Source organism: candidate division KSB1 bacterium, assembly GCA_024655945.1.
Classification (GTDB): Bacteria; Zhuqueibacterota; Zhuqueibacteria; order JANLFK01; family Oleimicrobiaceae; genus Oleimicrobium.
On sequence record JANLFK010000002.1, the window covers coordinates 372301 to 385111 of the forward strand.

Consider the following 12811-nt stretch of genomic DNA (forward strand, 5'->3'; position numbering starts at 1 on the left):
CACTTCGGGCTTGAAGCGGTGCTCTTCCGAGGCCTGGAACGAAAAACGGCCTCGGCAATGCCGAGGCCGCGACCGGCGTTGAAGACAACTCACGCGACTCGCACGTTGGCGGCTTGTGGTCCCTTCGGTCCCTCCTCGATCTCGAAAGTAACCTCCTGGTCTTTCTCCAGGGCCCTGAACCCTTCGCCCACGATGGCCTTGTAGTGCACGAAGACGTCTCCACCCCCTTCGCGGGTGATAAAGCCGTAGCCCTTGGTCTTGCTAAACCACTTCACTTTGCCCTTTTCCATACGGTGCTCACTCCTGTGAAATGTCCGCTTCAGCAAGTTCTTGAACAGCAAGAGCGTCTTCTCCTCTTCAGGCTATGTAAGTGAGCGCGTCCTTACCGTGACTACCCCAGTTCGCGCATGCACGGGGTCAGTCAGTTCTTGCTCAAGACCCAATCGACGAGTCGTTCAAAACCTTGCACCGCCTTCCCCAGCCACTCAGACTGCTTGGGCGTGGCTTCCACCAGGCGCTCATCCACCGTGACGTTTGGGTCGCGAATGTCGCCGATGACCTCTACCGTCACCGGCACAACCCCCTGGGTGACCATGCCAAGCCGATGTGCTGCGCCGTAGGAGACGTCGATGAGGCGGCCGTTAACCCATGGGCCACGATCCTTGATGACCACCCGCACGCTTCGGCCGTTGTTCAAGTTGGTCACCCGCACGACGGTGCCCATGCGAAGATGGCGATGCGCCGCCGTCATCTCCAGCGGCTCGTAGGGCTCGCCGTTACTCATTCGCTTGCCCTCGAATTCCTTCCCCACCCATGAACAGAGTCCCTCCTGAACCCTACTTCTGCTCGGACTGGGGCCAAAAAGGCTCCCGCGGTACGGTCGCTCGCCGCTGTTGGCTTGGGGCCAATATGTTCTCGGGGCCGGTGTGCATGACCAGATGAGCACCGCCAGCACTACACCTGCCCCCACGACGAGGTCACGTGTGGCTCTCTGCACCCTCTCTTGCGCTCTCATGACGGGATCTACCCCTCCCATTTCCCAGCGAGGACTGACGTCCTCTCCACCACCAGCCGATCCCCGTTCGCCTCACCTCTCCAGTGCAACGCCAAGTGCGCACCAAATGGCGTGCTTTGACCCGGACCTCAGCTCTCTATCCAGGCTCGCAGCACCATCCACCTCGTCCCTGTCCAGCTGCCCTTCGTGGGCCCCACTGGTCTTCCCCGCCGTTTGCGCGAAATATAACGAATTCCAGGCAAAATGTCAAGCAAAATATCAACATATTGCGAAGTTCATGGCGATGGGCACGACATGTTGAAGGGCAGGAGCCTCCTCGCGGTTGGGAAAGCCGTCGCGAGGAGGGCGAGTTCCTTCCTGTGGGACTGGATTGTCAGGCAAGGAGAGGGGAAAGCGGCTATCCCTGTCGCAGGATGCGGGAGACCAAAGGACGCGTCGAGGCAGTGACCAGCCAGGCGCAGAGCACACCAAGGAGGGCACCGCCGAGCACATCCGACGGATAGTGGACGCCCGCGTAAGTGCGCGAATACGCGACCATGGTGGCTATCGTGAAGAAGATGGGCCAGAGCGCAGGATAGAAGCGCGAGAGGAGTGAGGCTGCACCAAAAAGGTTGGTGGCGTGTGAGGAAGGGAAAGAAAAGGCGCCAGAGCAACCAACCAGGAGCCGTACCCCCGGAAGCGCGCTGCACGGCCGCGCTCGCTCAACAAGCGGTTTGATTAGACTGCTACTCGTCTGGTCAGTGAGGGTGATCGTGACGATGAGCAAGAGGGCGCAAATTCTGCCCTTCTTGCCGCCAAGAATGAGGAGTGCAAGCAACCCCAGGGCAATGACCAGTCGCCAGTTGTCGATGTCAGTGAGGAAGGGCATGATGACATCGAACTGGGGACTTGCGAGTCGCACGTTGACCAGGTAAAAGATGGCGACGTCGAGCCGCAGGGCCCAGTGGGGCATAGCCGGTCAGTCCTTCTGGCCGAGGGTCTCGGTGACGAGTTTCAGCGCGCAGTACTCGCCACACATCGTGCAGACGTCATTCTGCTCAGGTGGGCATTCTTCGCGTGCACGCCGTGCGGTCTCAGGGTCAATGGCGAGTGCGATTTGCCGCTCCCAGTCTAAAGCCTTGCGCGCCCGCGCCATTGCCTTATCCCACTCGGCGGCACCGGGAATCCCTTTGGCAATGTCCGCCACATGGGCGGCGATGCGCGTCACGATGACCCCCTCCCGCACGTCCTGTACAGTGGGCAAGCGCAAGTGTTCGCCCGCGGTCACATAGCAGAGAAAGTCGGCTCCTGCCGCACCGGCAATGGCACCGCCCATCGCCGAGACGATGTGGTCATAGCCTGGGGCGATATCGGTCACCAGAGGCCCAAGCACGTAGAACGGTGCTCCATGGCAGAGCTTCTTCTCCAAGAGGACGTTGGCCTCCACCTCTGCCAACGGCAAGTGACCCGGGCCTTCGATCATCACCTGCACCCCTTCATCCCAGGCGACCTTGGCCAGCTCACCCAGCGTGACAAGCTCCTGCACCTGGGCGCGGTCTGTCGCATCCGCCAGAGACCCCGGCCTAAAGCCGTCACCCAGGCTGAGCGTGATGTCATAGCGTTTGACCAGGGCAAGCAGCCGGTCGAAATGCTCGTACAGCGGATTCTCGCGGCCGTTGGCCACCATCCAGGTGACATGAAAACTCCCGCCGCGACTGACGATGTCCGTCACCCTTCCCTCCTTGCGCAGTCGCTCCAAGGCGCTCAGGGTCACCCCGCAATGGACGGTGAAAAAGTCAACTCCTTGCTCTGCCTGCCGTTCCAACACAGCAAACAGGTCGTCCACCGTCATGTGGACGATGCCCCCCTTGCGGGCCGCACTCTCGATGGCCGCCTGGTAGATGGGCACCGTGCCGATGGGCACAGGAGCTGCCGCCATGACAGCGGAACGGATGCGGTCGAGGTCGCCAGCGCTGCTGAGGTCCATGATGGTATCGGCACCCGCCGCGAGGGCCACTCTCGCCTTCTCCACCTCCAGCTCCACATCAGCCACGTCAGAGGAGGTGCCGATGTTTGCATTTGCCTTGGTACGCAGCCCCTTGCCAACCCCGCAGAGCTTGTCGATCGCGTGCTTCTTGTTCTTGAGAAGTACGACTTCCCCTGCGGCGATGCGGGTGGCCAAGAGCTCGGGGTCAATCTCTTCCTGTGCAGCCACGGCGCGCATCTCTGGGGTAATGTTCCCCTTGCGCGCCTCAAGGATTTGGGTCATCTACTCCACACCTCACGGCACAATGCGCACTCCCCTTTGCCGTCAACGAATTGGGTTCCAGTCGGCAAAGTTTTCGACCACCACCTTACACTTTGCTTCCGCTGTCCAAGTTTCTGCGGAATTGTACGTCCACCCCAAATACTCCGAATCGCCGCCACCCTCGGTGGTGATGAGAAACCTGTTCGCCAGATGGCCAAAGTACAGGGCCTGCGCGCGTGGCGATTCCTGGTCGCCGCCGCTCGGGTCGACCGGTATCCACCCATAGCCAGGCAAATACACTTCGACCCACCGGTGGAAGACGTCATCCATGCTGGCGTCGTCGCCTCGCACCACCACCGAACCCACATAGCGCGCCGGCAGGCCGGAAGCCCGGCACAGGGCAATGTACACGAAACTGTACTCCGAGCAGGAGCCGTTGCCGCGGCGCAATACCTCGGGGGCAACGTTCCAGCCTCCGGCAAGTTCGTAGTACATTTTCCCCATCAGCCAATGGTAGATCTTGCGCGCAATCCAGTAGGGATTCTGCTCATCGCCAACTGCCTCGCGCGCCGATTGCTGAATGAGTGGGTCGGTGAGGCAGTACTTTGTCCCATCAACCAAGTAGCGCTCTTTGATATCGGCAGGAATCTCTTCCAACGAGCCCACCCGCTCGGGTCGCACATAGTAGAAGACCTCCCAGATGCGGGCTTTCACCTTCATGGTGACGGTCTCGGTGCGCGCCGGCGGCAGATTCTCGTTACGGAAATGGGCAAAGACCTGCCCCCAGCGGTCGCTGACGGTGCCCAACGGCTTCGGGAGAAATTCCGGCTGGCCTTCGAGCTGCTGGGAGTCGCGGCTGCGCGGCAAAGCGATGTAGACATCCGCGCTCTTGATCCTGCCTGGTCCGTAGTTGCGCAGCTGGTGGGTGTACTCGACGATGGCATGCCGTTCGTTCGTTCGCAGCAGAGGCTCTTTACCTTCGACATCAATGCGGAAAACCTTGTCCGACTCAAAGTCGGCGCACCACAGGTGGGTGCCGTCCCATGCGAGGCCAGTGGGGAAGTGGCCAGGCGATTTCACCACCCACAGCACGTAACCCTGTTCGGGAGTCATCATGTACAGCTCGTCGACGCTGCGGTCTGCCAGCCATAGGTACCTGCCATCGAAGGCAAGGCCCTGCGCTTCACCGCCAGGAGCCGGAAAGGAAACGATCGCCGTGCCGTCTTCGGTGCTGATGCGACTCACCTTGTCGTCCTTGTTATCGGAAAGCCAGAGCGAAGTCCCATCCCAGACAAGGCCGCTGGGGGATGGCCCAGGTGCGTCGAGCGCCGCCAGGATGGTGCCGTCGGTGGGGTCGATCTTGTAAAGCTTCTTTTCGCCGAGGTCAACGTTCCAAAGGTGGGTGCCGTCAAAGGCCAAGCCCATGGGCCAGTAACCCGGCGAGGGGATGGTCCCGACCACCTTGCCCTCTGCCGTCATCTTGTAGATGGTGTCCGTCTTGCGATCGGCTAACCACAGGTATTTGCCGTCCCACACAAGCCCAGTGGGGCACGGACCGGGCGTAGGGAAAGAAGCGACCACATCGCCCACCTGGGAGGCATGGAGGCGGCCCAAAAGGGCAACCAAGAGGGCCAAGGCGATTGACAACCTTCTCATCGAGCGCGTTCTCCCTGTTTCTCCTGCGTCCTGGTCAAAATGTCCACCACTTCGGGAAAGGTGGTGGCAACCCAGGTTGCATGAGTAGTATCCAATGCGGGGCCTTCCTGCCTTACGGCCTTGAGCATTATGGTCCGCAGTCCCGCACTGTGCGCACCTTGGATGTCGATATCTGGTCGGTCGCCCACAAACACGGCATTGCGCGCCGCAGAGCCCACGGCGTTCAAGGCAAGTTCGAAGATCTCCCGGCGCGGCTTGCGGTAGCCCACCTCTGCGGAGACGATGCACGCCCTGAACCAGTGCAGAATGCCGTGCATCTCGAGAATCCTTCGCACCACCAACGCCGAGGTGGCATTGGAGACCACTGCCAGCTGAAAACCGCGGTGGAACAGGGCGCGCAGTCCTTCTTCAACACCCGGGAGGAGCCGACTGCGCTCCTCCTCTGGATGAAAATGGGCCTCCACGCAGAGGCTCACCAGGTCCTTGGAGATCTCCTTTACCCCGACCTCCTGGAGTGCGGCACTGATGCTTTCGGCAGCGGTGATCTCCTTGCCCTTCTCCCGTGCCCGGACAAAGTTCTCCTCGCGGATGCGCAGCAAGACGTCCGGCAGGCGCGCCTCGTCCACAGTCATGCCGTGGCCACGGAGGGTCAACATGAGCCTTTCGACCCCCTCGCGCTCCAGCGTGCGCCAGTCTTCGTGCTCGTACACCAGAGTGTTCCCCACGTCGAAAAGGACGGCGTTGATAGGCATAGGTCCCTCCCCGGATTGGGCCTACCCGGCGCTACCGCGGGCAGACGGAGTCCGTTGCCACCAGCAACTCCCTTGCACCACCAACACGTTCGTCGCTGCAAACCCTCCTTCCTGGAGACGGGAGCTTTTGCCAGCACCAAAGTAAACAACTTGGGTGTAAAAATCAAGCCTTTTCCTGCTCAAAGGGTGAGACATGCGAAGTGAAGGAGACGTGGCCTGCGCCTTGGGCGACCTCTGGGAGATTCACTCGGCTTCTGGAAAGAAGGTAATCGGCGCACACCTGTTGCGTGCACGCACCCAGACTTGGGGAAGGATGGCTACCATTTGCCTGGTGGCACACGGCCACCCACTACCCGCCTCAGGAAAATCCGCCCCGAGGAGCACAGCTGCCTGCGCTGCTTACCGATTCCTTGCCGCTCTGGGCAAATGGGGAAAAGATGCGCGTCGCTTTGTCCGCACCACAGCGTGGACAGCGCAGATGTTCGCCACTCTCGCCTACTCTCTGAAGCACGTCAAACACATGACCACAGAGTCGACATTGGTATTCGTAGATGGGCACACCTACTTCCTCTTCTCACCAACTCGAGCCTGCTCGGCTTCTCCCTTTCCTGCCGCGTCTTCCTTTTCGCCCTTGTCTTGCACCACGCGTTCCGCCGGAACACCGCATGCCTTGGACATTCACGTGGGCACTCCAAAGCGAGGGAGCACAAACCTCATCAGCACTAGGTAGCCTGCCGCGATCAGTACTAACCAGAGAAGATCCATTTTTCGTCGCACTCCTGTGCCCTGCCATTCTGGAGACGCATTCCATCGTTCACACCCCTATGGCCCCGTAGACCAATTTCAGACGCCGAGCATTAGATGCGCCGCAACAAGAAATGATTCATCAACCTTTGCACGCTCCCCGTTACAATGAAGGCGCAAGCGCAGTCAGGATCGGGAACTGCGCGGCGCGAGTATCTCGCGCAAAGCCGGCATGGCAATACGTGACCAGGTCTCAACGTCGCATTCCGGGGCCTCCAAAATCTCCTCCACCCGCGCCAGGTCCACGAACCCTCCCCAAGCCATCTCGGCACCTTTTGGCGACACACGGCTCGCGCGCGTAGCAATTTTGTATAAGATGCCAAAGTGCACCTGTCCAACAGGATTGCTGTCGTCGTTGATGTAGCCAACCACGCTCACCTCCACCTCGCCTGGGATGTCCACCTCCTCGCTCAATTCACGCAACATGCTCGCCCGCACCGGATGCGCGGCCAGGTCATATCGCTCCATGTGGCCGCCTACGCCCCACGACCACTTCCCCTGCAATCTGGTTTCCTGATAGTCCTCGCTCCTGGTCGCCCGACGGTAGGCAAAGACCAGTCTTTTGGCCGGATTGACGATAAGGCAGTAGGCAATGGGCTGCTTCAGCGAAGGATCAGTTTCTGCCACCGAGCGAATGGCGTAGCCAAGATAGCGGCGCACCCTCGCCTCGAAGTCGTACCTGTGCGCAGGCAAAAACCCTTGAAAGCAGAACTCGCGAAACAACTCTTCGCGCGGCACCACGACAATCTGCTTATCCATGCTCCTCCAATCCGCAAGTGGCCGTCGAGGCCCTTTTCACTCCACGATGGTCTCTACAAATTTCCGGAGGGTGCGACCCGCATCGCCAATGGGTGGTGTAAAGCGCCAGTTGACCGAATCCTCGCCGTCGTGATTGACAATGACGTCGGTGTAGTCGCGCCCCATCTCCACTTCCTCTAACGCCTTGAGCGCCCTGGCGCGCAGGTCATCCAGCTCCGCGAGGGTGAGGAGCTTGCCTTGCTGCAAGGAGCGCTGCACTAATTTCGGCAGCATGACCGCCGCTAAAGCCTCCCGGTGACTCGGGAACCCGGCAGCCAGCGCATCGAGCTCATCCTGGTGCAAAGGCGAAAGGAAGACGGTTCTGACTTCGAATTCCCCGAGGAGTCCTTGTACTGCGGGGTGGGACATGAGCTTCCGACCCAGAGTCGGATAGATTTCGACGACAACCAGCGGCTTGGCTCGCAGGACCTGCTGGACCTCGAACAGATCAAAGGCCTGCCAGACTACTCGCCCTTTGCCCACAAGGAAGCGTCCTGCGGGCAGGGAGCGAATCTCCTCCTCCGTGCGAAAATAAGAGTCCACGCCGTCCTTCTCACCTTGTCTAGGCTGCCGGCTAATGTAGAGAATGAGCGTGCCAAATGCCACCTCTGGGTGCATGCGGCGCAGGGCCTTGAGGAGCGGCGTCTTGCCCACACCAGATGGCCCCGACAAGACGATGAACTTCCTCTTCACCTTTGTCTCCAAGCTTTTTTCAGTTCCCTGACCCGTTCGAGCCCGCTACCCGGGGCAATCCCTCCCTTCCTTCCTCGGTGGTCCCTGCGGGCAAAGCCCCCAGTAGACCTTCTGGGGCGTGGCAACCTTCCGGCACGCGCAACACCCCTGTTCTCGGCACCTCTATTACCCGCATCGACTTCCACTTGCCGCGCAAGAAGCGGAGGAGGAATGTGAGGCCAACCAGCATGATGTAGAGAGTTGCCGCACCCCACATGGTCAACAGACCTTTGCCGAACACGGATACCGCCACATAGCTGGGAATGACCATCACTGCCCACGACAGGGCCACATTGACCAGTGCCACAAAGCGCGTGTCTCCCGCCCCTTTGATCGCCGAGCCGAAGATGACGTTCATGGCGTCAAAAAGGGAGTAAGCAGCCACAAAGCGCAGGAGGACCACGGCGGTGGCAAACACCCGTGCCATCTGCGCAGCATCGGCCTGGGCGGCGAACGGCCTCAGAAATACCCGCGGGAATACCAGGTACCCGAAGGCAAACAGCGTCATGTAGGCAGCACTTAGGTGGAATCCAGACCAAGTGCTCTTTTCGGCAAGGTCTGGCCTGTCAGCTCCGATCCACTGTCCGACCAGGATGGACACGGCAATGCCGATGCCATAGAGCGGCATAAAGGCCAGCGAGTTGATATTGAAGGCGATGTTGGTGGCAGCCAGTTCCGCAGTACCCAGCCGGCCGGCAATGATGACAAAAGCGGTGAAGCCAAGGATATCCAAGAAGAAGTGCATGCCACTGGGCAGGCCAAAGCGCAACAGCCTCTTGAACAACTCTCCCTCCGGGCGCCACCCTCTCCTGGTACGGAACTCCCCGTCGTGCTGCTGGCCAAGGAAAAGCACGGCGTAGACTGCCACCGCCACCAATCCTGAGGCGACCGTGGCCAGAGCCGCGCCGGTGATCCCCAACTCGGGCATGCCCCATTTGCCAAAGATCAACGCATAGTCCAGCACGACGTTGGTGAGAGTAGCGATGGCGCTCGCCCACATGACGACCCAGGTGTCGCCCCTGCCGCTGAAGAAGCTTGACAGAGCAGAGCCCAGTACCGGAGCGAACATGCCCAGCGACAACACTCGATAGTAGCGCACTTCCAGAGCAAGCACGCCAGGCGGGTGTCCGGTCAAGGCAAAAAGTGGCTCTGCGACGAGGAAAGCGCCTACCCCTGCCACCGCAGCTATCCCCGTCAGGTACACCCCTTGCCATACCGCTGGGCCGATACGACCATATTGGCGGGCGCCGTAGTACTGGGCCACGAAAGTGTCCACGTAGGCGGCAGTGCCCACAAAGACACTGGCAATGGTCCAAGCGACAAGGCCAGCGGGCGAGGCGGCAGCAACTGCCTCCGGCGAGTACCAGGAGAGAAACATGCGGTCAACAAACTGCTGAATGCTCCAGAAACCCGTGCTGAGGATGAGCGGCACCCCCACGCGCACGAGCTCCGCGTAGCCGCCCGGAGCGCTCCAGCGGCGCCACAGAACCGGATTGGCGGTATGCAAGGGCGCGCCGTCACCGTTGCGCAACTGCCGCCCCACTCAAGCACCTGAGGTAATGCGGCGCACGGTGTGGCAGAAGTGCTCTACCTCCGCGACACTGGTGTAGACGTGCACCGAGACCCGGACGGCGTCCAAACGGTGCTCGCCCACCGAGCGAACCCTGAACCCCTCTCTGTTGAGGGCATCGAGGAGGGCGCTGGTCTTCATCTCCGTCGGACGAAAGGTGACGATGGAGGCCGCCGAATCTTGTTCCATCGGCGTGAGGATCTCCACAGTCGGCGTGGCCGCTAACTCTTTCTTCAGAAGCTCCGCCAAAAAGCGCCCGCGCGCTGCCACGCGAGGCATGCCTATGGCGCCGAGGAAATCGAAGGCTGCGCCAAGCGCCAGGATGAGCGGCGTGTTGCGCGTGCCGTATTCGGTCACCTCGGCTTCGCGCCGGTATTCGAGGGTGAGGGTGTCCAAATCGTACTTGGCGTCGGAATAGGCACCCACGTAGGTGGGCCGCCACACGTCAGACATCTCTTTGCGGATGTACAGCAGACCTGTCCCTTTGGGGCCCAGGAGCCATTTGTGCCCAGACGTTGCGTAAAAGTCGCAGCCGCAGCCGTGCAGGTCCACCGGAATCATGCCCGGCGGATGAGCTCCGTCCAATACCAGCCATATGCCGCGTTGGCGACACAGTGCTGAGACTTCCTTCACCGGGAAGAGGAGCCCAGTCGTGCAGGTGATGTGGCTCAGGGACAGCACCCTGGTCTTGCGCGTCACACTCCGCTCGATGATGCGGAGGTTCTCGTCCTTGGTCTTCGCAGGCTCGAAGAGCCGCACGACTACGCCCTTCTCCTTGGCCACTGCCAGCCAGGGGATGGCGCCACCCGGGTGCTCGTGGGTGCTGGTTACCACCTCGTCCCCTTTGCGCAGGGGAAGCCCCCAGGCGATGATGTTCATCCCCTCGGTGGTATTTCGCGTAAAGGCGATCTCGGTGGGTTCGCACCCTAAGAAGGAAGCGGCTTTGGCCCGCACCGCACCGACCTCTTCGTGGCCGGTCTCACAAATCTTCTCAAGACGCAAACAAGCTTCCCGGTAGGTCTCAAGGACTATGCGGGGTGAAGGACCAAGCCCGCCGTTGTTGAAATAGGTGCGCTCAGTGGTCAAGGGAAAGTGCTCCCGCACCAGTCGCCAGTAATCCTCGTCCTCAGGGGAGCCGCCATCGGGACGGCTCAAGGCACTGGCATCCAGGCTCCACGAGGAGAGAGCCTTGCGCAGTGGGAAGGCCAGGGACGCTGCCAAGCCGCCAGCTGCCAGCTTGCGCAGGAAAGAGCGCCGCGTATCCATGTCCGTCAGCACAATCATCAAGCCACCTCCTCTTCATCTTCCAGGCAAATGAAAAGTGCATCACAACCAGCGGAAGCTCTCCACAATCTTCTCGAAATCGGCCCGCACCTCCGGGTAGCGCGCCTCGGTAGTCTGCGCCAGAAAGATGATGCTCAAGCCCTCACGCACTGTGACGCTGCAGACCCACACCGGTAGGGGCTCCTGTGCCTCCGGCGGCAAAACGACCATGAAGTAGGCCGCCGCGTGAACGCCCGTGCCAGCGGTGGTCACCTCCTTGAGCAAGCGCAGGCGCGCAGGCCCCCGCTCGCATTGACTTATGAGCTCCCCCAACATCTGGGTTGCGCTGTCCTCGGCGTTGCGCATCACGGTCTGCCTCATGACCCCGACAGTCGCCTTGGCCATCGTATCCGATCCAGCAACGCGATCGAGCACTGCAAGAGGCACCATGTTCTTGAGCATTGCGCGCGTCGGTATCTCCGGAGGGAGAGTATCGGGCCGCACGAGCACGTGCACCTGCCACCCATCGCCCGGCATTTTGAAGCTAAATCTGTCGATGGTATCAAAAAAGTACTGTCCCGCCACCGTGACCACCGGCTCATCCGGAACCGGCGGTATCTGTTCGCGGATCAATTTAGCCTGCTTCTCGAACGTGCGGAGGTAGAAACTCAATGCCACCACCACGGCAAGCCCGACGAGAAGCAGCCCCACGGGTACAAGCATCGTCCGCTTCATGACTTTCCCAATCTTTCGTCCATTCCCCGTCGGCGGAGGGGCACCAAGCGGTTTCCCTACCCGAACTGCTGATACGTCTCCGACCACACTCTTGTGCTGGTGGAGCTGATCAGGCGACGCAACTCCGTGAGGTTCCACCCTGGCGTTGCCCCCTTGCGCGAAGCCACAAGCGCCCCCAGGGCGTTGGCGAACCGTGCCACTTCGCGAAGCGGCATGCCTTCCAGAAACATGACCACGAGTGCGGCGGCAAAAGCATCGCCTGCGCCGGTGGTGTCGACCACTTCCACGCGGAAGCCAGGCTCGTAGACGACCTCCGCTTGGTCGATAAGCACGCAGCCCTCGCTGCCCAAGGTGAGGGCCACGAGGCGCAGGTCGAACTCCTTCACCAGAAACCGCAGAAACGCGGCGGGTTGGTCTTCCTGGAAGTGGAAGACATCCCGGAGCAAGTCGTGCTCCTCCTGGTTGAGCTTGAGGGCATTTGCCAGTCGCAACGAGTCCACGACTAACTGGCGGGTGATGTCGTTCCAGCCGCGGATATTCACATCGTAGATGCGCAGGGCAGAAGGCACCTGAGCAAGAAACTCTCTGATTGCATTTCTACTGCCTTCTCGGCGCTGCGCCAAGGTGCCGAACAGCACCGCGTCGACCTTTGCGTACAAGGACTGCCATAGCGGGGCGGGCTCCAGGTAATCGAAGGCCACGTCCTCGGTGCACTGGAACTTGGGCATTCCCTGGCGGTCAAGGCTTATCTTGACAGTCCCGGTGGGCCGTGCTGCGTCGCGTTGGAGATACCCGGCATCCAGCCCCGCCATGCTCAAGCGCTCGGCGAGCTCGTCGCCCAGCTCATCGCGCCCCACGCGACTGACGATGCACGCCTCTTGTCCGAGGTGGTGCACATGGTAGGCAAAGTTGGCGGGGGCTCCCCCTGGGAATTTCCCGTCTGGATAGAGATCCCATAGCACTTCGCCGATGCCTACGATGAACTTCTTTTTGGCTGCTGTACGGTGTGGCCTGCGCCTCCTACCCCCTGACAAATCCATCTCCGTCCCTTTCCTTTGGTCCGCGCTCCTCCTTGCCCCACCTCGTCCCGGATGTTCCCCCAGCCGCGAGCGAAAAGTAATAAATTCGCCGGCAATATGCAAGGAGTTTGCCGAAGGGGTGGAAGCTCAGGCGACGCCTCTCTGGGACGGCCGGCGGCGCCTCTACACTCCCCCCCGACACTTCTAATCCTCCCCGCGGTAGGTGACGGGAGGGGGCAC

General features: G+C 60.9%; 13 protein-coding genes. All 13 read right to left on the minus strand.

Annotation, left to right across the window (positions count from 1 at the left end; genetic code table 11):
• Positions 1 to 89 precede the first annotated feature (89 nt).
• The 13 genes from NUW13_04555 to NUW13_04615 all read right to left on the minus strand — a co-directional run bounded on the left by NUW13_04555 (position 90) and on the right by NUW13_04615 (position 12592).
• On the minus strand, positions 90 to 290 hold the full coding sequence (locus NUW13_04555; GenBank protein ID MCR4438297.1) for a cold-shock protein: 201 nt from the start codon (positions 288 to 290) through the stop codon (positions 90 to 92).
• A 131-nt stretch (positions 291 to 421) separates the two neighbouring features.
• Positions 422 to 1015 (minus strand): septal ring lytic transglycosylase RlpA family protein, encoded by a 594-nt coding sequence (locus tag NUW13_04560; GenBank protein ID MCR4438298.1) that lies wholly within the window; start codon positions 1013 to 1015, stop codon positions 422 to 424.
• A 397-nt stretch (positions 1016 to 1412) separates the two neighbouring features.
• Positions 1413 to 1967 (minus strand): phosphatase PAP2 family protein, encoded by a 555-nt coding sequence (locus tag NUW13_04565; protein MCR4438299.1) that lies wholly within the window; start codon positions 1965 to 1967, stop codon positions 1413 to 1415.
• Between the two features lie 6 nt (positions 1968 to 1973).
• Positions 1974 to 3263 (minus strand): phosphomethylpyrimidine synthase ThiC, encoded by a 1290-nt coding sequence (gene thiC, locus NUW13_04570; protein MCR4438300.1) that lies wholly within the window; start codon positions 3261 to 3263, stop codon positions 1974 to 1976.
• A gap of 42 nt (positions 3264 to 3305) precedes the next feature.
• The gene (locus tag NUW13_04575; GenBank protein MCR4438301.1) at positions 3306 to 4898 is read right to left on the minus strand and encodes a transglutaminase; all 1593 of its coding nucleotides are present in this window, start codon (positions 4896 to 4898) and stop codon (positions 3306 to 3308) included.
• On the minus strand, positions 4895 to 5650 hold the full coding sequence (locus tag NUW13_04580; protein ID MCR4438302.1) for an HAD family hydrolase: 756 nt from the start codon (positions 5648 to 5650) through the stop codon (positions 4895 to 4897). Before NUW13_04580 ends, NUW13_04575 begins: the two co-directional genes overlap by 4 nt.
• Before the next feature lie 358 nt (positions 5651 to 6008).
• Positions 6009 to 6209, minus strand: coding sequence for a zinc ribbon domain-containing protein (locus NUW13_04585; protein ID MCR4438303.1), 201 nt, complete (start codon positions 6207 to 6209; stop codon positions 6009 to 6011).
• A gap of 371 nt (positions 6210 to 6580) precedes the next feature.
• A complete protein-coding gene (locus NUW13_04590; protein ID MCR4438304.1) occupies positions 6581 to 7213 on the minus strand; it encodes a hypothetical protein in 633 nt (210 codons plus the stop codon).
• A 36-nt stretch (positions 7214 to 7249) separates the two neighbouring features.
• On the minus strand, positions 7250 to 7945 hold the full coding sequence (locus NUW13_04595; protein MCR4438305.1) for a hypothetical protein: 696 nt from the start codon (positions 7943 to 7945) through the stop codon (positions 7250 to 7252).
• Positions 7946 to 7964: 19 nt separating this feature from the next.
• Positions 7965 to 9527 (minus strand): MATE family efflux transporter, encoded by a 1563-nt coding sequence (locus tag NUW13_04600; GenBank protein ID MCR4438306.1) that lies wholly within the window; start codon positions 9525 to 9527, stop codon positions 7965 to 7967.
• Positions 9528 to 10838 (minus strand): aminotransferase class V-fold PLP-dependent enzyme, encoded by a 1311-nt coding sequence (locus NUW13_04605; protein ID MCR4438307.1) that lies wholly within the window; start codon positions 10836 to 10838, stop codon positions 9528 to 9530.
• A gap of 42 nt (positions 10839 to 10880) precedes the next feature.
• The gene (locus NUW13_04610; protein MCR4438308.1) at positions 10881 to 11552 is read right to left on the minus strand and encodes a photosystem II reaction center PsbP family protein; all 672 of its coding nucleotides are present in this window, start codon (positions 11550 to 11552) and stop codon (positions 10881 to 10883) included.
• A gap of 56 nt (positions 11553 to 11608) precedes the next feature.
• The gene (locus tag NUW13_04615) at positions 11609 to 12592 is read right to left on the minus strand and encodes a carbohydrate kinase (GenBank protein MCR4438309.1); all 984 of its coding nucleotides are present in this window, start codon (positions 12590 to 12592) and stop codon (positions 11609 to 11611) included.
• Positions 12593 to 12811 lie beyond the last annotated feature (219 nt).